Origin of the sequence: Xanthomonas sp. BRIP62409, assembly GCF_003992965.1 — a bacterium.
Classification (GTDB): Bacteria; Pseudomonadota; Gammaproteobacteria; order Xanthomonadales; family Xanthomonadaceae; genus Xanthomonas; species Xanthomonas euroxanthea.
In genome coordinates this window covers 1-19718 of the sequence record NZ_QEZJ01000012.1, presented here as the reverse complement: position 1 = coordinate 19718, position 19718 = coordinate 1, and the positions used below count along the sequence as shown (strand labels likewise).

General features: G+C 66.7%; 21 protein-coding genes. 10 read left to right on the top strand and 11 right to left on the bottom strand.

Translation table 11 applies throughout. The annotated features are described in order from the left end of the window. Positions 1 to 9: 9 nt before the first annotated feature. Entirely contained in the window at positions 10 to 915 is a 906-nt protein-coding gene (locus EO170_RS02385) for a gallate dioxygenase (RefSeq protein WP_104585009.1), read from the bottom strand. 235 nt (positions 916 to 1150) lie between these two features. Between EO170_RS02385 and EO170_RS02380 the strand changes: the two genes are divergently transcribed. Continuing rightward, positions 1151 to 1825, top strand: a complete 675-nt coding sequence (locus EO170_RS02380; RefSeq protein WP_104585007.1) for a GntR family transcriptional regulator — start codon at positions 1151 to 1153, stop codon at positions 1823 to 1825. 196 nt (positions 1826 to 2021) lie between these two features. Here the strand turns inward: EO170_RS02380 and EO170_RS02375 are convergent, their stop codons facing one another. The 5 genes from EO170_RS02375 to ubiH all read right to left on the bottom strand — a co-directional run bounded on the left by EO170_RS02375 (position 2022) and on the right by ubiH (position 6923). Beyond that, positions 2022 to 3056 carry a transporter gene (locus tag EO170_RS02375; RefSeq protein WP_126942266.1) on the bottom strand — a complete coding sequence of 345 codons (1035 nt, stop codon included), beginning with the start codon at positions 3054 to 3056 and terminating at the stop codon, positions 2022 to 2024. Positions 3057 to 3184: 128 nt separating this feature from the next. Beyond that, positions 3185 to 3616 (bottom strand): nuclear transport factor 2 family protein, encoded by a 432-nt coding sequence (locus EO170_RS02370; RefSeq protein ID WP_104649457.1) that lies wholly within the window; start codon positions 3614 to 3616, stop codon positions 3185 to 3187. 82 nt (positions 3617 to 3698) lie between these two features. Then, on the bottom strand, positions 3699 to 4421 hold the full coding sequence (locus tag EO170_RS02365) for an alpha/beta hydrolase (RefSeq protein WP_104649456.1): 723 nt from the start codon (positions 4419 to 4421) through the stop codon (positions 3699 to 3701). 115 nt (positions 4422 to 4536) lie between these two features. Continuing rightward, positions 4537 to 5718: a UbiH/UbiF family hydroxylase gene (locus EO170_RS02360; protein WP_126942263.1), complete on the bottom strand. Its 1182-nt coding sequence runs from the start codon at positions 5716 to 5718 to the stop codon at positions 4537 to 4539. Beyond that, positions 5715 to 6923, bottom strand: coding sequence for a 2-octaprenyl-6-methoxyphenyl hydroxylase (ubiH, locus tag EO170_RS02355; RefSeq protein ID WP_126942260.1), 1209 nt, complete (start codon positions 6921 to 6923; stop codon positions 5715 to 5717). The genes EO170_RS02360 and ubiH overlap by 4 nt, the downstream gene beginning before the upstream one ends. A 288-nt stretch (positions 6924 to 7211) precedes the next feature. Between ubiH and EO170_RS02350 the strand changes: the two genes are divergently transcribed. From EO170_RS02350 to EO170_RS02310, 9 genes are all read left to right on the top strand, one after another. Beyond that, the gene (locus EO170_RS02350) at positions 7212 to 7790 is read left to right on the top strand and encodes a hypothetical protein (RefSeq protein WP_126942257.1); all 579 of its coding nucleotides are present in this window, start codon (positions 7212 to 7214) and stop codon (positions 7788 to 7790) included. 1 nt (position 7791) lies between these two features. Beyond that, positions 7792 to 8349, top strand: a complete 558-nt coding sequence (locus tag EO170_RS02345) for a cob(I)yrinic acid a,c-diamide adenosyltransferase (RefSeq protein ID WP_126942254.1) — start codon at positions 7792 to 7794, stop codon at positions 8347 to 8349. A 37-nt stretch (positions 8350 to 8386) separates the two neighbouring features. After that, positions 8387 to 9295, top strand: coding sequence for a histone deacetylase family protein (locus tag EO170_RS02340; protein WP_104584989.1), 909 nt, complete (start codon positions 8387 to 8389; stop codon positions 9293 to 9295). A gap of 125 nt (positions 9296 to 9420) precedes the next feature. Then, positions 9421 to 11853 carry an LPS-assembly protein LptD gene (lptD, locus tag EO170_RS02335; RefSeq protein WP_104584987.1) on the top strand — a complete coding sequence of 811 codons (2433 nt, stop codon included), beginning with the start codon at positions 9421 to 9423 and terminating at the stop codon, positions 11851 to 11853. Next, positions 11850 to 13241, top strand: coding sequence for a peptidylprolyl isomerase (locus EO170_RS02330; protein ID WP_126942251.1), 1392 nt, complete (start codon positions 11850 to 11852; stop codon positions 13239 to 13241). Before lptD ends, EO170_RS02330 begins: the two co-directional genes overlap by 4 nt. Positions 13242 to 13245: 4 nt before the next feature. Then, a complete protein-coding gene (pdxA, locus tag EO170_RS02325) occupies positions 13246 to 14214 on the top strand; it encodes a 4-hydroxythreonine-4-phosphate dehydrogenase PdxA (RefSeq protein ID WP_126942249.1) in 969 nt (322 codons plus the stop codon). A 114-nt stretch (positions 14215 to 14328) separates the two neighbouring features. Further along, complete coding sequence (rsmA, locus tag EO170_RS02320) at positions 14329 to 15117, top strand: 16S rRNA (adenine(1518)-N(6)/adenine(1519)-N(6))-dimethyltransferase RsmA (protein WP_104584976.1); 789 nt, start codon at positions 14329 to 14331, stop codon at positions 15115 to 15117. A 36-nt stretch (positions 15118 to 15153) separates the two neighbouring features. Next, on the top strand, positions 15154 to 15537 hold the full coding sequence (gene apaG / locus EO170_RS02315) for a Co2+/Mg2+ efflux protein ApaG (RefSeq protein WP_115676164.1): 384 nt from the start codon (positions 15154 to 15156) through the stop codon (positions 15535 to 15537). A gap of 28 nt (positions 15538 to 15565) precedes the next feature. After that, positions 15566 to 16528, top strand: a complete 963-nt coding sequence (locus tag EO170_RS02310; protein WP_104584972.1) for a symmetrical bis(5'-nucleosyl)-tetraphosphatase — start codon at positions 15566 to 15568, stop codon at positions 16526 to 16528. Positions 16529 to 16601: 73 nt separating this feature from the next. On the opposite strand, the gene EO170_RS02305 is transcribed toward EO170_RS02310, so the two are convergent. The 5 genes from EO170_RS02305 to EO170_RS02285 are packed head-to-tail and all read right to left on the bottom strand — an operon-like array spanning position 16602 to position 19660. Next, a complete protein-coding gene (locus tag EO170_RS02305; RefSeq protein ID WP_115676162.1) occupies positions 16602 to 17096 on the bottom strand; it encodes a dihydrofolate reductase in 495 nt (164 codons plus the stop codon). After that, the gene (locus EO170_RS02300) at positions 17093 to 17380 is read right to left on the bottom strand and encodes a hypothetical protein (RefSeq protein ID WP_115676160.1); all 288 of its coding nucleotides are present in this window, start codon (positions 17378 to 17380) and stop codon (positions 17093 to 17095) included. The genes EO170_RS02305 and EO170_RS02300 overlap by 4 nt, the downstream gene beginning before the upstream one ends. 52 nt (positions 17381 to 17432) lie before the next feature. After that, positions 17433 to 18227 carry a thymidylate synthase gene (locus EO170_RS02295; protein ID WP_126942246.1) on the bottom strand — a complete coding sequence of 265 codons (795 nt, stop codon included), beginning with the start codon at positions 18225 to 18227 and terminating at the stop codon, positions 17433 to 17435. After that, entirely contained in the window at positions 18224 to 19114 is an 891-nt protein-coding gene (gene lgt, locus EO170_RS02290) for a prolipoprotein diacylglyceryl transferase (RefSeq protein ID WP_126942243.1), read from the bottom strand. The genes EO170_RS02295 and lgt overlap by 4 nt, the downstream gene beginning before the upstream one ends. 54 nt (positions 19115 to 19168) lie before the next feature. Beyond that, positions 19169 to 19660 carry a TPM domain-containing protein gene (locus EO170_RS02285; protein ID WP_164739227.1) on the bottom strand — a complete coding sequence of 164 codons (492 nt, stop codon included), beginning with the start codon at positions 19658 to 19660 and terminating at the stop codon, positions 19169 to 19171. Positions 19661 to 19718: the final 58 nt, after the last annotated feature.

Genomic DNA, 19718 nt, shown 5'->3' with positions numbered 1-19718 from the left:
GGTCGGCCCTCATGCCGCGTTTGCGGTATGCGCGGCGTGTGCGAGCAACTGCGCCGAAGACGGCGCGTCAGCAGCTTCGACACCCGGCTCGTACAACACCACCGTCATCGCGGTGGTGGTCATCAGGTAGTAGTTCTGGTGCAGCTTGCGGATCGGCCCGCCCAGCGCGCCACGCATCGCCAGCCACATGATCTGCTCCACGCTCTCGGCCCCACCCAGGCGCACGTAATCGGTATGGGTCAGATCGGTCAGCGTTTCCGGCGCATGCTGGAAGCGGTCCAGAAATTCCATGTCCCACTCGGTGTTGTTGAAGCCAGTGCGCTCGCCGTGGATCTGATGCGACAGCCCGCCGGTGCCCACCACCACCACCTTGAGATCCTCCGGATAGGACTCGATCGCCCGCCGCACTGCCTGGCCCAGGCGATAGCAGCGGCGCGCGGTCGGCAGCGGGTACTGCAGCACGTTGATCGCGATCGGCACCACCGTGCCCGGCCAGTCCGGCACGTGCGGCCACAGCAAGGGCAGCGGCGCCGCGCAGCCATGGTCGATCGGCTTGTCTTGAAAGACGGTCAGATCGAATTCGTCGTTGACCAGGCATTCGGCGATATGCGCCTGCAGCTGCACATCGCCGCGGATCGGCGGCAGATTGCGCAGCCCTGCGCCTTCATCGGCCACTGGGAAGCGCTCGCCGATGCCCAAGGCGAAGGTCGGGTACAGGTCGAAGAAGAACGTCGTGCAATGGTCGTTGTAGAAGAACACCAGCACGTCTGCCTGCTGCTCGGCCAACCAGGCAGCCACCGGTGTGTAGCCGTCGAACAACGGCTTCCACAAGGGATCCTGCTGTTTGCCCTTGTCGTAGGCCACCCCGATGGTGGGAACGTGCGAGGTTCCGATGCCGCCGATGATGCTTGCCATGCTGCACTCCTGCGATACGTGCCGGCCACTGGCAGTGACCGATTGCGCATCATTGATTGAGCCGAAATCGTCCTGCCACGGGATCCCAATAGCGCCGACTGGCCACTCGGGACCGCCAAAACGGTATCCTTGGGATCCAAAGTGCCACCAAGCGATCTGATCTGCAAGGTTTTTTATACCGGGATTGCGAGTTTTCCCCTTCGAAGGAACGTGCGCCGCAGTACGGCGCGAGAGAATGGAGCCAATGGCGAACAACCACCGATTGCAAGCGGTCCAGCAGCTACGCGAACTGATCCTGTGCGGCACCTTCGCCCCGGGTGAGCGCATCACCGAGGCTGCCCTGGCCGAGCGACTGGCCATCTCGCGCACTCCCATCCGTCAGGCCCTGCCCGCGCTGTGCCAGGAAGGCCTGCTGGTACAGGCAGGCAACCGCGGCTATGCAGTGCGACGTTTCAGCCAGCAGGAAAGCCTGGACGCATTGGCGGTGCGCGCCTTGATGGAAGGCATGGCCGCACGCGCCGTCGCCGAACGGGGCGCTTCCGCCACGCTGCTGGCCACCTTGCATGCCTGTCTCGCCGAAGGCGACCGGATCCTGGCCACGCGCAGCCTGAATGCCGACGACGAGCAGGCCTATGGCGCGATGAATGCCCGCTTCCACCGCGCCATCGTGGTGGCCGCCGACAAACCGATCCTGACCGAGACCGTGGACCGCTGCACCGTGGTGCCCTTCGTCAGCCCGGTCAATGTGGTGTTCGGTCAACGCTCGCCCACGCTGGCCTACGACGATCTGTACTACGGACATCGGCAGCACGGCACCATCGTCTCGGCCATCGAACAACGCGATGGCGCGCGTGCGGAGCTGTTGTTCCGCGAGCACGCCAATACCCAGCGCCACAGCATGGGCATCTGACGCGCGCAGGGGTTTGGTGCGGACAGCGTGCACTGGCCTGGCGCAGCAGCCTGCACAGCTCAGAACTCGAACGTAGGACTACCCGGGCTTGCGCTGCATGCAGCGTTGCCTGCAGCAGCGTGCTGCATCCGTCTGCGCCGCAGCACGCACGCGGACGCCCCGGCGTGCATGCTGCGCATATGTGCGTGCTTCCACGTTAAAGGGAATGCACGAACATCAGATTGACACTGGTGCCGGCCACCGAGTTCTTCACCTCCACCGGCAGGTAGACATTGAAATTCAGCAGGTTGTCGGCATCCAGCCGCCAGGACAGCCCCGGCCCGAGATAGAACTGCATGCGCTTGCTGTCGGGTACACGCTGCCCGTTGGTGCGGTTGTCCTGCAGCTGCTGCAGGTAATACCCGTTGATGCCCAGGCGCAGCTGCTCACTGACCTTCACCGAGCTGGCCAGATTGGCCCACACCAGATCGCCGGCCTGACCATTGCGAAAACCGAACCCCGGGATCGGCGGTACGCCGCCGGCGCGATCGGTGCGGAAGTTGTAGAGATAGTTGACCCGCATGCTGATCTCCCAGGTGTCGCTGGGTTGCACGGTGAATGCCCAATGCGGCGCCACCGACCAGAATCCGGTGCTCTGGTTGATGGCGGCATCGCGATCGAACTTGCCCACCGGGGCGAACGCATCGATCGCAAAGCGCTGGAAGAACAGGACACGTCCGTTGCGCATCACCGGGTCGATCTGCAGCGCCGGCCCGAAGGAGATATCGCCGATCCCGAACCCGTTGCCGCGTAGCTGCACCGGGCTGTCTGCAGCGAAGGACGTGTCGTAGTTGACCAGCGGCACGATCGTATTGAAGCTCAGCGACGCGCGCTTCCAGCGATAGGGCGTGACGTAGATCAGCTGGGTCAGCAGGACGCTGACACCGACCTTGGGATCGCGGAAGGCGGCCGCATCGTCGCCGCGCGCGTCCTTGATCGCGTCGAAGTCGTAATGGCGCAGATATTCGATCACCGTCCAGCCCGGCGTCGAGGAGCCGAAGCCATCGAGAAAACTCGTCCCGCCCAGATTGATGCCCTGCGGCGGTGCAGCGGTTTCCGGCACCGCTTGCGCGGACACCGCAACGGGCAGGCCGGCACCCAGCAGGGTGACCAGGGTCAGGACACGATGCCGATGCGACGACAACCGTGGCAGTGCAACGGCACAACGGGCAGATGAGCTCACGCGTTCCACTAGGCGATTCTCCAATGCGATGGATGGATGACTGCGGGCGCGACGTGGGGGAGGAAAGCGGTGCTGCGGCAGGCGACGACGGGGGCGCCATCCGGCTGTGTGTCCAGGAACGGATGCGAGGCAGTTGATCAATCGGCGCCGATGCGCATCAGCAAGGCGCCAAGCCGCTGCTTGAACAGCCAGCGCTCCTGCTCCCGCACCAGCACGTCGTCGAAACTGCCGAGCAACGCAGGCGACTGGGCCGCCCAGGGCGGTGCTGTCGAAGTGTCCGCGGCGGTATAGAGCAGGACCTTGCTGTGCGCGTGCGCCACGGTCGGCGATTGGATGCTGACCAGGGTGTTGAGCATCAGATGGCAAGTGGTGCGCGGCGGGCGGGCGCGGAAGGAGTACAGGATCGCCTCGCGGCCGTGCACCGGCAGCTCCGGTGCGCTGGGCCGGGCGAACACGCCGTCGGCAGTGAACAATGCGGCAAGGCCTTCATGGTCATGCCGATCGTTGAGCAATGCGAATTGGCGAATCACCTGCTCGCAGGCAATGATGATCGATGCATCGTCGTGCATGCAGCCTCCTCAAGTCGCTGCTGATAAACCGGCAATCCTGGTCAACGACAGCGCGCGCGTCGCCGGCCGGACCCGATTGCCATCACGCCTCCTGCAGCCAGTCGCGCATTGCTGCGCTGACGGCGGCGGGGGCTTCCAGCGGCGCCATATGCCCGCTGTTTTCGAAGACCACCAGCCGTGCGTGCGGGATCTGCTGCGCCATCTGCTGGTGCTGGGCCAGGGGACTCCAGGCGTCCTGCCGGCCCACGCCCAGCAGGGTCGGGCAGCGAATCTGCGCCAGCACCGGCGCGGCGTCGGGGCGCTCCAGCAACGCATGGATCTGCCCGGCGTAGGCCTGCACGCTATGCCGCTGCACCATCGCGATCAGGGGATTCATCAACCCGGCATCGTCGTGCCGGTCCGGATGCAGCATCGGTGGCAGCCATTGCCGTGCGAGCGCCTGCATGCCCTGCGTGTGGGCAAGCTGCACCAAAGCTGCGCGCTGTTCACGCTCGCCATCGCGGCGTGGCGCAATGCCGGTGTCCAGCAAGGCCAGGCGCTGCACGCGTTGCGGCGCCTGGCGCATGATCTCCAGCGCCACCCGCCCGCCCATCGAATGGCCGGCCACGGCGAACTGCGGCGGGGCGACGGCCAGCACGTGTGCGGCCATCCGCGCGATGCTGTCGAAGCCGGCGAAGTCCAGCACCTGCACCGCGGCGAGATCGCTCAGCGCCTCGCGTTGCGGCTGCCAGATGGTGGCATCGCAGAGCAAACCGCAGAGCAGCAGCACGTTGGGCCTGGACGAACGGGTGGCGAAAGATGACATGGCTCGACTGTAGCCACGCCGGCTGCGCCCGTCGTATGGAACATGCTGCCTGCGCTATAAGCGAATCAACATACAAAGACGGGGCCGACGACGGTGGCGTCGGCCGGCATGTCGGTCACGCGCTGCCGGAGGCGCGCTTCCACAGCACATCCACCAGCGGCGGCAACCTGCCGGCCAGCCCGAGGACCGACCCGCGCAACAGCGTCAGGTGCATCTCGTCGTTGGAGAACACCGTGTTGATCGCATCGAAGCCATAGGCGGCCACGGTGTTCTCGCTGCGGCGGGTGCGTGCCCAGCGCTGCAGCCGATGCGGGGCGGCCCAGTCCGCACGCTTTGCCAGCGCATGGCGCACCTCCGCGCGCAACGCGGCGACATCGCGCAGGCCCAGGTTGACGCCCTGCCCGGCCAGCGGATGCACCACGTGCGCGGCATCGCCCAGGGTCAGCACGCGGCCGCTGACGTATTGCTCCACCAACTGCCGCTGCAGCGGAAACGCTGCACGTGCAGACACCACGCGCACCTGCCCCAACCGCGCCGCGAAGGCCTGGGTCAGCTCGCGCGCGAAGTCGGCATCGTCCAGCGCCAGCACGCGCCCGGCCTCGGCATCCGGCAAGGTCCATACGATCGAACTGCGGCCATCGGCGAACGGCAGGAATGCCAGCGGGCCGGTGGTCAGAAAGCGCTGCCAGGCAGTGGCCTGATGCGGCTGCTCGGTCTCCACGAAGGCAACCACGCCACGCTGCGCGTAGGCATGCCGCGACACCGGCAGGCCGGCGAGCTCGCGCAAGGTCGATGCGGCGCCATCGGCAGCGATGGCGACCGCCGCTTCCAGGCGGCTGCCATCGTCCAGGCGCAGGCGCACGCCGTGTGCATCCTGTTCCAGCTCGACCACGCGTGCCGGGCAATGCACCTGGATGCCGGCCGCATGCACGGCCGCCCACAGGCGATCGACCAGCACCGCGTGTTCGATGATCCAGCCCAGTTGTTCGCGGCCCAGCGTATCCGCGTCGAAGCGCAGTTCGCCGCCACCGCCGGCGTCCCAGACCCGCATGCGCCGGTACGGCTGCACGCGGGCAGCGCGCACGGCGGCCCATACGCCCAGGCTGTCGAGCAGCGCGGCATTATCGGCAGCGAAGGCATACACGCGCAGATCGGGCTGGTCGGCCCGCCAGCGCGCGGGCTCGCGGCCTTCGACCAGGGCCACGCTCAGGCCGGCATCGGCCAGGGCCAGCGCGCAGGCGGCCCCGACCACGCCGCCACCGACGATCAACGCATCGCGGCTACCACGGCGGCTCATGCCACGCCCCTGCACAACTGCGGCACATCGCCACGGAACCCCATCGCCCCGCCGACCAGCATCGACTGCAGCGGCGCCGCCTGCGAGGTCGCGAGCAGGCCGAGGCTGCGCAGCGGCCGCAACAACGGCGCCGGATTGCCGGTGAGCCGCGCCAGCCCACTGGAAAAGCCGATGGTCTGTTCGCGGTCCACGCGTCGGCGCGCCAGGTACTCGGCCAGCAACGCGCCCGCACCGGCATCGCGGCGATCGTGCTCGATCAATTCGGCCAGTGTCAGCGCATCGCGCAAGCCGAGGTTGAAGCCCTGCGCGCCGATCGGATGCAGTGTCTGCGCGGCGTTGCCCAGCAGCACCACGCGCTCGGCGACCAGCGCGTTGGCCAGCACCTGCACCAATGGATATGCGCTGCGCTCGCCGCTGGCGACAAAACGCCCGGTGCGCCATCCGGCCGCCCGCTGCAACCGGGCAAGCCAGCCGGTCTCGTCGAGCGCGGCCACAGCCTCGGCCTCGCCGCGCGCCACGCAGTGGATCGCGCCGTAATGGCGGTCGCCGCGCGGCAACAGCGCGGTTGGCCCATGCGCGCCGAAGCGCTCCCACGCGGTGCCATCCGGTGGGCGGGAGGCGCGCACCCGCGCCACGAACAAGGTCTGCAGGAAGTCGTGCGCATCGCTGCCGATATGCAGCAGCTCGCGTACTGCGCTATGGGTGCCGTCGGCGCCGACCACCAGCCGTGCCTGCACGCGCTGCTCGCCGTCATCGGTGGCGATCCGCAGCGTACGCAGACCGTCCTGTACCGGCTCGACCCCGATGCAGCGTGCCGGGCGATAGCGGCGCAGCCGGGTCAGCTCGTCCAGGCGGGCCTGCAACGCCTCGCCGAAATCGCGCGCTACCACCACCTGGCCGAAGCTGTCGCGGCCGTAATCGGCCGCGTCCAGCTGCACGCGGCCAAAGTCGCCGGCGCGGCTGACGTGGATGCGCCGGATCGGGCCGGGGGCGCTGCGCAGCTTGGCCATCACCCCCAGCACGCCTAGCGCATTGACGGTGGCGGCGGCAAAACTCAGGTTGCGCTGGTCGAACACCGCTGGCGGCGTGCCGGCCGGGGTGGCTTCCACCAGCCCGACATCCAGGCCGATGCGGTCCAGCGCAATCGCCAGGCTGGAGCCGACCAGGCCGCCGCCGACGATCAGAACGTCATGTAGATGTGTCATCGCCACATGATAAGCCTTCGCCCATGACCCGTTGCCGCGTCCGGGTGGGACAGCTTGCCGCGCCCGGGCTTGGCGTAGCGCGGCCGGCTGCTCACCCAGGCCCCGCTGCCCGACCCTTGCCGCTGCAGGGCACAACCAGGCGCCCACCGGTCTGCATCCGGGGTGGGCGGCGGCAACGGCAGCGCTGCCACGGTCGCTTGCGCCAGCCACTCCCGCAGGACCGCCAAGGCGCGGGCGTGCCGGGTTCCACGCTACACTCGCCAGCCTGTGATCCGGCCACCTCCGCGCATGACTCCTCGCTCGCACGACACCCTGATTTTGAGCCTACTCGCCGTCCTGATGGCGGCCACGCGGATCAATCACTTCGCGCCGGTCCCGGACGCGTCCTGGGCAGTGTTCTTCATCGGCGGCTTCCATCTGACCGCGCGCACCAGGCTGGCCTTCCCGCTGCTGATGCTGCTGGCAGTAGCGGTGGACTGGCTGGTGATCACCCGCCAGGGCCTGAGCTTCTGGCAGCACTACTGCGTATCGCCGGCGTACTGGTGCCTGGTGCCGGCGTATTTCGCGCTGTGGGCCGGTGGGATGTGGTTGCGCCGGCAGTACCACGGCGCGCAATGGAGCGCGCTGGCCAGGCTGGTGCCGGCGCTATTGCTCTCCGTGGCGCTGTGCCAGTTGATCGCCCAGGGCAGCTTCTACTGGATCAGCGCCAGCGTGGCCGAGCCGACCGTGGCCGGCTGGTTCAGGAACTACAGCGACTGGCTGGGGCCGTATCTGCGCAGTGCCGCGCTGTATGTGGCCGCCGCCGCGGCGATCCAGGTGGCCGCCGAGCGCCTGACCGGCGCGCCCGGCCAGATCCAGGCCGGCTGAGATGGGCAACCGGCTCTCGCGGATCTATACGCGCACCGGCGACGACGGCAGCACCGGCCTGGGCGACGGCAGCCGTACCGGCAAGGACGCGTTGCGCGTCAACGCCTATGGCAGCGTGGACGAGGCCAACTCGGCCATCGGCGTGCTGCTGGCCGCCCCCGGCGTGCCGGAACCGGTTGCCGAGCTGCTGACCACCCTCCAGCACCAGCTGTTCGATCTGGGCGGCGAGCTGTGCATCCCGGGCCATGCGGCGATCGATAGCGCCGATATCGCTGCACTGGAGCGCCAGCTGGATCTTTTCAACGACACGCTCCCCCCGCTGAAGGAGTTCATCCTGCCGGCCGGTGGCGAGGCCGCCGCGCGCTGCCACCTGGCCCGCACCATCGTGCGCCGGGCCGAGCGCGAGACCGTTGCGCTGTCGCGCCAGGAGACCGTGCGCAGCGAGGCGATCGGCTATTTGAATCGCCTGTCCGACCTGCTGTTCGTGCTCGCCCGCGTGCTGGCGCGTGCCGATGGCCAGCAGGAAGTGCTGTGGCGGCACGACCGCCGGCACGGCTGACCTGCACATGGCACGGCGGACAGGCTAGATTTGCCCCATGTTGGTCTTTACCCATCCCGCCTGCCTCGGTCACGACGCCGGCCCCGAGCATCCCGAGCGCCCCGCCCGTCTGGAAGCGGTACTGGAGGCGCTGCGCGACGCCTTCCCGGACCTGGACTGGCGCGAGGCACCACTGGCCAAGCTCGGCGACCTGTGCCGTGTGCACGAGCGCGAACAGGTGGATGCGGTGCTGGAAACCGCCTTCGACGGCCACCATCGGCTCGACGTGGACACCGTGATGTCGCCCGGCTCGCGCGCGGCGGCATTGCGCGCGGCCGGCGCCGGCGTCGCCGCGGTAGACGCGGTGATGCAGGATGCCACCCGGACCGCCTTTTGCGCAGTGCGCCCACCCGGTCACCACGCCACCGCGCAGGTGTCGATGGGCTTTTGCCTGTTCAACAACGTCGCCGTGGCCGCCGCGCATGCGCGCGACCGGCATGGGCTGGAACGCATCACCATCGTGGATTTCGACGTCCACCACGGCAACGGCACGCAGGCGATCTTCGAGCGCGACCCGGCCGTGCAGTATCTCAGCACCCACCAGTCCGGGCTCTATCCGCACTCGGGCAGCGTTTACGAGCGCGGCATCGGCAACATCCACAATCTGCTGCTGCAGCCAGGCAGCGACGGGCTGCGCTTCCGCAATGTGTGGGAAGACGAGATGCTGCCGCTGATCGACGCCTTCCGCCCGCAGCTGATCCTGATCTCTGCCGGCTTCGATGCGCATCTGCGCGATCCGCTAGCCGATCTGATGCTCGATGCCGACGATTTCGCCTGGCTGACCGGCGCGCTGCGCACCCTGGCTGACCGCCATGCGCGTGGCCGGGTGGTGTCCATGCTGGAGGGCGGCTACGACCTGCAGGCCTTGCGCGAGAGCAGCGTGGCGCACGTGGCCGCGCTGCGGTGAACCCCGACGGCGCGCTGCTTGCGCCCCCATCGCGATGAACCTCGCCCCCCCGACCCGGGAGCTCTTCATTGCCCCTATGCGGGGTATGCGGCAAGCTAGTCGCCATTTTATTGGTTGAATCACGCGTGCGCCGAGTTCTCCGCCTGCTGCCCCTGCCTTTGAGCATCGCCATCTGCCTTCCGGCCATGGCTGCCGACAAGCCGTTGAACTGGGGACTGTGCCCGGCGGTGGATCCGCTGCCCGGCTTCGACGGCGCCCCCGCCGCCGATGCCAAGGCCGCCGAAATGCGCCAGGAGTTGCCGACCGACATCGAAGGCGACCAGCTCTCCGGTACCGATACCACCCCGCAGTACCAGGGCAACGTGGCGCTCAAGCGCGGCGACCAGTTCCTGGGTGCCGACAACCTGCGCATGGACACCGAGACCGGCAACTACATCGCCGAAGGCAATGTCCGCTACCAGGACACCTCCTTCCGCATGGTCGCCGACCGCGCCGAAGGCAATCAGGACACCGACGCCCACAAGGTCACCAACATCCAGTACCAGTTGGTGGACCGGCGCGGCAATGGTGCGGCCGAATCGGTGGATCTGCAGGGCCAGGTCGGGCAGATGCACCGCTCGACCTACACCACCTGCGATCCCTCGCAGCCGATCTGGCGCGTGCGCGCGCCGGAGATCGACGTCGACAACGAAGAAGGCTTCGGCACCGCACGCAACGCCGTGCTGCAGATCGGCAAGGTGCCGGTGCTGTACTTCCCGTGGTTCAAGTTCCCGATCGACGACCGCCGCCAGACCGGCCTGCTGTTTCCGCAGTTCGGCCTGTCCGGCCGCAACGGCTTCGACTACCTGCAGCCGATCTACCTGAACCTGGCGCCGAACTACGACGCCACCCTGCTGCCGCGCTATATGAGCAAGCGCGGTTTCATGTTCGGCACCGAGTTCCGCTACCTGTACGAAGGCGGCCGCGGCGAGATCACCGGCAACTACCTGCCCAACGACGACCTGCGGAAAAAAGACCGCGGCAGCGTCTTCTATAGTGGCTATCACAACATCAATGATCACTGGCAGGCGCGCAGCAGCATCTCCTGGGTCAGCGATACCCGCTATGTGGAAGACTTCACCAGCCGCCTGAACGGCATGGGCTCGGCCTCCAGCCTGCAGAGCACCATCGGCATCTACGGTACCGGCGAGACCTGGACCGCCGGCCTGATGGCCGACCGCTGGCAGCTCACCGACTACACGCTGGACGAGCAGTCGCTGCCGTACAACCGCCAGCCGCGCGCCTATTTCACCTGGGACAAGCCGTTCGGCATCTTCGAGGCCGGCGTGTATGCCGAAGCGGTGCGCTTCACGCACGACGATTCGTACTTCGTCAGGCCCCCGTTGAACGGAAGCACCAGCGGCGATGACGATGATGACGACTATGTCCGCACCAACATCCGCAACAAGGAATATGGCAGCGGTTCGCGCCTTGACATCAAGCCCTACATCTCGATGCCGTTGTCCGGCGCGGCCTGGTTCTTCACTCCGACCGTGGCATGGCGCTATACCACGTACCAGCTGGATTCGACGCTGGCCAACACCGCGCCACTGACCGGTGATCGTTCGCCCTCGCGCAGCCTGCCGATCGCCTCGCTGGATGCCGGGCTGTATTTCGACCGCGAGACCTCGGTGTTCGGCACCAACTATCTCAATACGCTGGAACCGCGCCTGTACTATTTGTACGTGCCGTACCGCGACCAGGACGATCTTCCGGTCTTCGATACCCGCCCGTTCACCTTCAGCTACAGCCAGTTGTTCCGCGACACGCGCTACACCGGTGCCGACCGCCAGAACGATGCCAACCAGCTGACCCTGGCGGTGACCTCGCGCTGGCTGCGCCAGGACGATGGTCGCGAGAAGCTGTCGCTGAGTGCAGGCCAGATCCTGTATTTCAACGACTCGCTGGTCACCATCAACAACAGCACCAATTCGGCCGCCGGTAGCGAACAACCCATCGAGCAGGGCAAGTCCGCCTGGGTGGCCGATGCCAACTACATGATCAACGACCGCTGGTCGATGGGCGCCACCTACCAGTGGAACCCCAACTCGCGCAAGGAAGACCTGGCCAGCTTGCGTACGCGCTATCTGCTGGGCAACGACGGCATTATCAATCTGGCCTATCGCTACCGCCGCAATCCGACCAACAACACCGACCAGCTCGAGCAGGCCGATTTCTCGTTCCTGTATCCGATCAACCCCACCTGGAGTGCGGTCGGCCGTTACTACTACTCGCTGCTGGATCGCAAACCGCTGGAAATGATCGGTGGCGTGCAGTGGGACAGCTGCTGCCTGGCGGTGCGCGCGCTGGTGCGCCGGTTCGTGCGCAACCGCGATGGCGAGATGGACAACTCCATCCAGTTCGAGTTCGTGCTGAAGGGCCTGAGCTCGTTCGGGCAGAACACGGACCGCACTTTGCGCCGTGCTATTCTCGGCTATTACCGCGACGACCTCTACCTGGTCCCGCCCAGCAACACCACGACTAATCCGGACGATTACGATCCGAACTTGATTCCATGACCAAGCCTTTCTCCGTTGTTCTCGCCTCGCTGCTGGTACTCACCAGCACGCTCTCGCCGTTGGCCTCGGCGCAGCAATCCCAGCCGCTGGATCGCATTGCCGCCATCGTCGACGAAGACGTGGTGCTGCAGAGCGAGCTTGATCGCGCCGTGCGCAACGTCAAGTCGCAGTACGCCGGCCGGGAGAACCAGCTGCCGCCGGACGATGTCCTGCAGCGTCAGGTGCTCGAGCGTCTGGTCCTGGTCAAGTTGCAGGTCGGCCGCGCCGATGGCAGCGGCATCCGCGTCAGCGACGAGGAACTCAACCGCGCCATCGCCAGCATCGCCCAGCAGAACGGCACCACCGTGGACGGCCTGCGGCAAAAGCTGGCGGCAGACGGCATGGCTTATGGCGACTTCCGTGCCTCGGTACGCGACGAAATCATCGTGCAGCGGTTGCGGCAGAGCTTCGCGCAGAGCCGCATCAGCGTGAGCGAAGGCGAAGTGGATACCGCGCTGGCGCAGCAGGCCACCACCGGCAGCCAGTACCACCTGGCGCACATCCTGGTGGGCCTGCCGGAAGGCGCAACCGCCGATCAGATCGCCACCGGCCAGAAGAAGGTCGATGGCGTCAAGGCATTGATCGACAAGGGCGAGCTGGATTTCTCGGCAGCCGCGGTACGGTATTCGGACAGCCCCAATGCGCTGGAAGGCGGCGATCTGGGCTGGCGCAGCCTGGATGAAATCCCGAACGCATTCGCCCAGTTGATCCGCGACATGCAGCCTGGCCAGGTGGCCGGTCCGCTGCGTGGTCCGAGCGGTTTCCAGCTGCTCAAGCTGGTGGAAATGCGCGACGCCAATGCCGGCGGCGAGAAGAAGCTGGTCACCGAGTACAACGCCCGCCACATTCTGGTGCGCATCGGCGACAACCAGACCGAAGCGCAGGCAAAGGCCAAGATCGACACGCTGCGTGCGCGCATCACCGGCGGTGCCGACTTCCAGGCGGTTGCGAAGGAGTCGTCCGAAGACACCAACAGCCGTGGCCAGGGTGGCGATCTGGGCTGGTTCCCGGCCGATGCGTTTGGCCCGGACTTCGGCAAGCAGGTCGAAGGCCTGGCCGATGGCGCGGTGTCCGAGCCGTTCCGCACCCAGGCTGGCTGGCACATCGTGCAGCGCGTGGGCAGCCGTCAGACCGACGTCAGTGCCGAGAGCCAGCGTGCGCAGATCCGTGAAACGATCGGCCGCCGCAAGCTGGAAGAAGAGTACAACCGCTACCTGCAGGAGCTGCGCGGCGAAGCCTACGTGAGCTTCCGCACCGGCGACCGCGCCGATGGCGATGCCACTGCGGCACCAGCCAAGCCGGCCGATCCTGCCGCACCGACCCCACCGCCGGCACAGCCGACGCGCTGATTCGATGCTCCCGTCGCTCGCGCTGGTGCCAGGCGAGCCGGCCGGGATCGGGCCGGAACTATGCGTCCGGCTCGCCCAGCGGCCGCGCTCGGACGCCCACCTGGTCGCCTACGCCGATCCGGACACCCTGCACAGCGCCGCAAAGGCGCTGTCCTTGTCTGTGCGGTTGCTCGATCCGAACCAGCGCGCGCGTGCGCCCGGCGACCTGCCGCTGCATCCGATCCGCCAGGCCGTGGCGACCCGCTTCGGCACGCCCGACCCCGCCAACGCGGCAGCGGTGATTGCCGGCCTGCGTGGCGCCGCCGGCGACTGCCTGTCCGGCAGGCTGCAAGGCATCGTCACCGGCCCGGTGCACAAGGCGGTGATCAATGCCGGCGGCATTCCCTACACCGGCACCACCGAGCTGCTGGCCGAACAGGCGGGCTGCCCGGTGGTGATGATGCTGGCCAATGCCATCGTGCGCGTCGCCCTGGTGACCACCCATCTGCCGCTGCGCGCAGTGGCCGATGCGATCACCGCCGACACCGTCACGCGCTGCCTGCGCATCACCGACGCTGCACTGCGACGCGACTTCGGCCTGGAACGCCCGCGCATCGCGGTGCTGGGCCTCAACCCGCATGCCGGCGAAGACGGGCACCTGGGCCGCGAGGAACTGGACATCATCATTCCGGTGCTGGAGCAGCTACGCGGCGACGGCATGCAGCTGATCGGCCCGCTGCCGGCCGATACCGCATTCTTGCCGCAGAAGCTCACCGGTTTCGATGCGGTGGTGGCGATGTATCACGATCAAGGCCTGCCGGTGCTCAAGTACAGCGGTTTCGAGCAGGCGGTCAACATCACGCTCGGCCTGCCCTATCCGCGCGTGGCGGTCGATCACGGCACCGCGCTGGAACTGGCCGGGCGCGGTCTTGCCGACCCGTCCAGCCTGATGGCGGCCACCGAGCTATGCGCGCGCCTGGCGGCACACCGCTGAGCAAGGGGCGATCGCTGCGCCGGACGGCGCGCCGCGTGCACGCAGCCCGTCTGTCGCGTCTTGCAGGCGCAGAACCGGCACCGCGTGCAGGCGCTGCCACGTTAAACTGCGCGCATGAATCATTCTTTCAGCGCACCGGCCAAGAAGTCGCTTGGCCAGCACTTTCTTGCCGACCGGTATTACATCGACCGCATCGTGCAGGCGGTGGACCCGCGCGCCGGCCAGCACCTGGTCGAAATCGGCCCTGGTCAGGGCGCGATCACCTTTCCGCTGCTGCGCAAGCACGGCGCCCTGACCGTGATCGAATTCGACCGCGACCTGATCGCCCCATTGACCGAGGCGGCCGCACCGATCGGCGCGCTGAGCATCATCCACCGCGATGTGCTCAGTGTGGATTTCACTGCGCTGGCCGATGGCACGCCGATCCGCTTGGTCGGCAACCTGCCCTACAACATCTCCTCGCCGATCCTGTTCCATGCGCTGGACCATGCCGCAGCGGTGGCCGATATGCACTTCATGCTGCAAAAGGAAGTGGTCGACCGCATGGCCGCCGGCCCCGGCAGCAAGGTGTACGGGCGGTTGAGCGTGATGCTGCAGGCGTATTGCGAGGTGACCGCGCTGTTCGTGGTGCCGCCGGGCGCATTCCGGCCGCCACCGAAGGTGGATTCGGCGGTGGTGAGGCTGGTGCCGCGCGATCCGGCCACGGTGCTGATCAGGGACCGGCGGCGCTTTGCCGACGTGGTGCGCGCCGGCTTCGGCCAGCGTCGCAAGACCCTGCGCAATGCCTTGTCCAACGTCTGCGAGCCCGCCCATTTCGAGGCCGCGCAGGTCCGCCCGGATGCACGCGCCGAACAACTCGAGGTCGCGGATTTCATCCGTCTGGCCAATGTCGAGCTGGCTTGAGCGCCGCTCCCACACGGTTTTCTTTAGACTTTCCGCATGCACGATGATCCACGCTACCGGGTCGAGGTCGAGGTGTCGCCCCGCTTCCTCGCCCATCAGTCGACCCCCGACGAAGGCCGCTATGCCTTCGCCTACAGCATCCGCATCCAGAACGCGGGCGCCGTGCCCGCGCGCCTGGTCGCGCGTCACTGGCAGATCACCGACGCCAACGGACGCACCGAGCGGGTGGATGGCGAAGGCGTGGTCGGCGAGCAACCCTGGCTGCGTCCCGGCGAGGCGTTCAGTTATACCTCCGGCGTGCTGCTGGAGACCGAGCAGGGGCAGATGCAAGGCCACTACGACATGGTGGCCGACGATGGCACCGAATTCACCGCCCCGATCGCCTCCTTCGTGCTGAGCGTACCCAGGACGCTGCACTGATGGATGCTGGACTGATGGAGCGCACGCGATGAGCGTCTGGGCAATTGGCGATCTGCAGGGGTGTTACGACATCACCCAGCGCTTGCTGGAAAAAATCAACTTCGATCCTGCGCAGGACACCTTGTGGTTCTGCGGGGACCTGGTCAACCGCGGCGGTCAATCGCTGGAAACGCTGCGCCTGGTGCATTCGCTGCGCGCACATAGCGTGGTGGTGCTGGGCAACCATGATCTGTCGCTGCTGGCGATCGGCGCGCGCTCGGAAGAAGAGCAGCGCAAGGTCAATCCGGATCTGCTGCGCATCGTGCTGGCCGAAGACCGCGACCTGCTGCTCGACTGGCTGCGGATGCAGAAGCTGGCACACGTGGACCGCGACCTGGGCTGGATGATGATCCATGCCGGGCTCGCGCCGAAGTGGACCACGCAGATGGCCGAGAAACATGCACGCGAGGTCGAGCAGCAACTGCAGGGCGGCGGCTACCGCAAACTGCTGCGCAACATGTACGGCGACCAGCCGGGCTGGTCGCCGGGCCTGAGCGGGTACGACCGCAGCCGCGCGATCATCAACCTGTTCACGCGCATGCGCTATTGCACCCCACGTGGGCGCATCGCCACCGATGACAAGGGCACGCCGGGGACGCAGGCACAGGGCCTGTACCCGTGGTTCGAAGTGCCGGGCCGGGTCGAGCGCGACCTGAAGATCGTCTGCGGGCATTGGTCCGCGCTCGGGCTGACCATCACCCAGGGCGTGCATGCCATCGATACCGGCGCCGTGTGGGGCGGCAAGCTCACTGCGCTGCAGCTGGATACCGACGAATTGCGCGTGGTGCAGGTACCGGGAATCCCGATCACGCAGCCGGCGCAGGCCGCGCAGCGCAACCGGCCACCGCGCCGGCGGCAACGCCAGCGCGGTGGCGGCGGGGACCATGCGAACGCGAGCGCCGGTTCCACCACTGCTCCCGATACCGCCCCGCCCGCTCCTGCTGCTGACTGAGCTGAGAGACGGGTCTGGTCAGATGAATCGAACCAAGCGCTGAGCCACCCGCGCTTCAGTCGAAGCACACGCCTCAGCGTCGCCGATAGTCCACGTAATCGAATGCGAAGGCATGACGGGCATCGGCCGCATGCGGTTCGCGCTGCACGGCTTCCCACACGGCCGGGTCGATCGGCGGAAAGTAGGTGTCGGCCTGCTCCACGCTGGTGTCCACGTCGGTCACCGCCAGCAGGTCGGCACGTTCCATGGTCAGGCGATACACCTCGCCGCCACCAATGACGCACAACTCCTGTGCGCCGGCCGCCTCGGCCTGCGCAATCGCGGCATCGACCGACGTCACTGCCTGCATGTCCGCAAACGGCACCTGCCCCGAACGTGTCAGCACCAGGTTCAAACGCCCCGGTAGGGCACGTCCCAACGACTGCGCAGTCTTGCGCCCCATCAGGATCGGCTTGCCCAAGGTCAGCGCCTTGAAACGCTTCAGGTCGTCAGGCAATTTCCACGGCAGCTCGTTATCGCGGCCAATGGCGTTGTTGCGGTCGAAGGCGACGATCAAGGTCAGTTTCATCGGTCCGGATACAGTGCGTTGTAGATTTTCATCGCGGCGTGCCGGCCCATCATTCCGAGGCAGAAAGCGGCGAGGTACAACACTGCAATGATCGCCAGCACCGCTGAAGACTGACTGCCTAATACGTTCGTCAGCTGCAGGGGCTCGCCCTTGTACAAGGCAATACCAAAAAAGCCGATCGGTGCGATGAGCAGGATGCTCGTGAGATTCACCAACAAGCTGGCCTGCATTGCCATCAGCGAATCAGCCAGTTTTTCCCGTGCCTTGATCGAATGCTTGGTCATGACAGTCCTGTTGTCCCAGGTAATACCAACGAACCATGCCGCAACTCGCTCGTCACACCGCCACCGGTGCCTTGATCGCCGGATGCGGGTCGTAGCCCTCGATGGCGATGTCGTCGAAGCGGAATGCGAACAGATCGGTCACGGCGGGATTCAGGCGCAAGGTCGGCAGCGCGCGCGGGGTGCGTGTCAGTTGCTCGCGTGCCTGCTCGAAGTGGTTCGAATACAGGTGCGCATCACCGAGGGTATGCACGAAATCGCCCACGCCCAGGCCGGTCGCCTGCGCCACCATATGCGTCAGCAAGGCATAGCTGGCGATATTGAACGGCACGCCCAGAAAGATGTCGCCGCTGCGCTGATAGAGCTGGCAGCTGAGTTTGCCGTCGACCACGTAGAACTGGAACAGGCTGTGGCATGGCATCAATGCCATCTGCGGCAGTTCGCCGACATTCCAGGCGCTGATCACCAGCCGGCGCGAATCCGGGTTGCGCTTGATCTCGTCCACCAGCCATTGCATCTGGTCGATCTCGACCCCGTCCGGGCCGGTCCAGCGCCGCCACTGCTTGCCGTAGACCGGGCCGAGATTGCCATCGGTGTCGGCCCACTCATCCCAGATGCGGACCTGGTTGTCCTTGAGATACCCGATATTGGTATCGCCCTGCAGGAACCACAGCAGCTCGTGGATGATCGAGCGCAGATGCAATTTCTTGGTGGTGACCAGCGGAAAGCCGTCGTTGAGGTCGAAGCGCATCTGCCAGCCGAACACGCTGCGCGTGCCGGTGCCGGTGCGATCGGACTTCTCGGCGCCGTGTTCCAGCACATGTTGCAGCAGGTCCAGATAGGGCTTCACTTGGCCGCCTCCACGCCCGCAGGCTGCACCCGCACCGGCTGCAACACCGGCGCGCGGCGCGACATCGCCAGCAGCACCAGGCCCACCGCAATCAACGGCAGGCTCAGGATCTGCCCCATCGTCAGCCAGTTGAAGGCCAGGTAGCCGATCGGTGCATCCGGTACCCGCACGAATTCCACGATGAAGCGGAACACGCCGTACAGCAGCGCAAACAACCCGGACACCGCATAGCGGGCGCGCGGCTGCATCGAGAACGCCCACAGCACCACGAACATCACCACCCCTTCCAGCGCCGCTTCATAGAGCTGCGACGGGTGCCGCGCGAACTGGGTCAACGCACCGGCAACGTATTGCGCCTGGATTTGCGCTGGTGCGACATTGGCCAGCTCCGGTGCATGCGGAAAGATCACGCCCCAACCGGCCTGGGTGAACTTGCCCCACAACTCGCCGCCGACGAAATTGCCCAGCCTCCCGAAGCCCAGCCCCAACGGGACCAGCGGCGCCACGAAATCCATCACGTCGAAGAAGTGCAGCCGATGCTTGCGCGCCCACAACCCGCAGGCGATCAGCACGCCCAGCAGGCCGCCGTGGAAGCTCATGCCGCCTTGCCATACCTTGAACAGGATCAATGGGTTGGCCAGCAAGCTGTCGAACGCATAGAACAGCATGTAGCCGATGCGCCCGCCCAGCACCACGCCGAGCATGCCGTAGAACAACAGGTCGGAAAATCCGTCCATGTCCACACCCGGCAGGCGGCCGCGCAGGATGCGCGAGCGCCCCAGTGCCCAGGCAGAGAAGAATGCGGCCAGGTACATCAACCCGTACCAGTGCACCTGCACCGGTCCAAGCGAGAAGGCGATGGGGTCGATGGCGTGCAGATAGATCATGCGGACCGCGGATCACAAAAAAGCGAGGCGTCTATTCTGACACCTCGCGCGCGCTCAGCCTAAGAGCTGGGGACGATCGGGCAGCTCGTCTTCATGCTGGGAGCCGGGGACGGCAGGGAAATGCTCGGTCAACAGCGCGGTCACCGCCTCGATCCCGGCCAGCACCGCCGCCTCGTACTCGCCATCGCGCAGGAACTGCTGCATGCGCCGGCACACCTCGGCCCAGTGCGCCTCCGGCACCCGGCTGCGCAGGCCACGGTCGGCAACCACCTCGATGGCGTGGTCGGCCAGCAGCAGATACAGCAGTACCCCGTTATTGGCCTCGGTGTCCCAGGTGCGCAATTGCGCGAAGACCTGTTCGGCGCGCTGGCGCGCGGTCTGCCCACGCCATAGCGCGTCCAGCGGCAGGTCGGCATCCACCGCCACCATGATCTGCCCGGTGTGGGTGCGCTCGCTGGCGGCCACTGCCGCGGCGATCGCATCCATGCAGCTGGCCGGGAAACTGCGCTGCGCCGAGGGCGCGAAAACGTGTCTGAGCCACCGCATCACCAGCTCCCCGAGGCGCCACCGCCTCCCGATGATCCGCCACCACCACCCCAGCCGC

Excerpts from the sequence above, each read along its gene's own strand:
- apaG (WP_115676164.1), top strand. The coding sequence starts at position 15,154 with ATGCACGATGATCCACGCTACCGGGTCGAGGTCGAGGTGTCGCCCCGC.
- pdxA (WP_126942249.1), top strand. The coding sequence starts at position 13,246 with ATGCTCCCGTCGCTCGCGCTGGTGCCAGGCGAGCCGGCCGGGATCGGG.
- EO170_RS02380 (WP_104585007.1), top strand. The coding sequence starts at position 1,151 with ATGGAGCCAATGGCGAACAACCACCGATTGCAAGCGGTCCAGCAGCTA.
- lgt (WP_126942243.1), bottom strand. The coding sequence starts at position 19,114 with ATGATCTATCTGCACGCCATCGACCCCATCGCCTTCTCGCTTGGACCG.
- EO170_RS02350 (WP_126942257.1), top strand. The coding sequence starts at position 7,212 with ATGACTCCTCGCTCGCACGACACCCTGATTTTGAGCCTACTCGCCGTC.
- EO170_RS02360 (WP_126942263.1), bottom strand. The coding sequence starts at position 5,718 with ATGAGCCGCCGTGGTAGCCGCGATGCGTTGATCGTCGGTGGCGGCGTG.
- EO170_RS02300 (WP_115676160.1), bottom strand. The coding sequence starts at position 17,380 with ATGACCAAGCATTCGATCAAGGCACGGGAAAAACTGGCTGATTCGCTG.
- EO170_RS02370 (WP_104649457.1), bottom strand. The coding sequence starts at position 3,616 with ATGCACGACGATGCATCGATCATCATTGCCTGCGAGCAGGTGATTCGC.
- EO170_RS02305 (WP_115676162.1), bottom strand. The coding sequence starts at position 17,096 with ATGAAACTGACCTTGATCGTCGCCTTCGACCGCAACAACGCCATTGGC.
- ubiH (WP_126942260.1), bottom strand. The coding sequence starts at position 6,923 with ATGACACATCTACATGACGTTCTGATCGTCGGCGGCGGCCTGGTCGGC.
- EO170_RS02310 (WP_104584972.1), top strand. The coding sequence starts at position 15,566 with ATGAGCGTCTGGGCAATTGGCGATCTGCAGGGGTGTTACGACATCACC.
- EO170_RS02330 (WP_126942251.1), top strand. The coding sequence starts at position 11,850 with ATGACCAAGCCTTTCTCCGTTGTTCTCGCCTCGCTGCTGGTACTCACC.
- EO170_RS02285 (WP_164739227.1), bottom strand. The coding sequence starts at position 19,660 with ATGCGGTGGCTCAGACACGTTTTCGCGCCCTCGGCGCAGCGCAGTTTC.
- EO170_RS02365 (WP_104649456.1), bottom strand. The coding sequence starts at position 4,421 with ATGTCATCTTTCGCCACCCGTTCGTCCAGGCCCAACGTGCTGCTGCTC.
- EO170_RS02345 (WP_126942254.1), top strand. The coding sequence starts at position 7,792 with ATGGGCAACCGGCTCTCGCGGATCTATACGCGCACCGGCGACGACGGC.
- EO170_RS02340 (WP_104584989.1), top strand. The coding sequence starts at position 8,387 with ATGTTGGTCTTTACCCATCCCGCCTGCCTCGGTCACGACGCCGGCCCC.
- EO170_RS02385 (WP_104585009.1), bottom strand. The coding sequence starts at position 915 with ATGGCAAGCATCATCGGCGGCATCGGAACCTCGCACGTTCCCACCATC.
- rsmA (WP_104584976.1), top strand. The coding sequence starts at position 14,329 with ATGAATCATTCTTTCAGCGCACCGGCCAAGAAGTCGCTTGGCCAGCAC.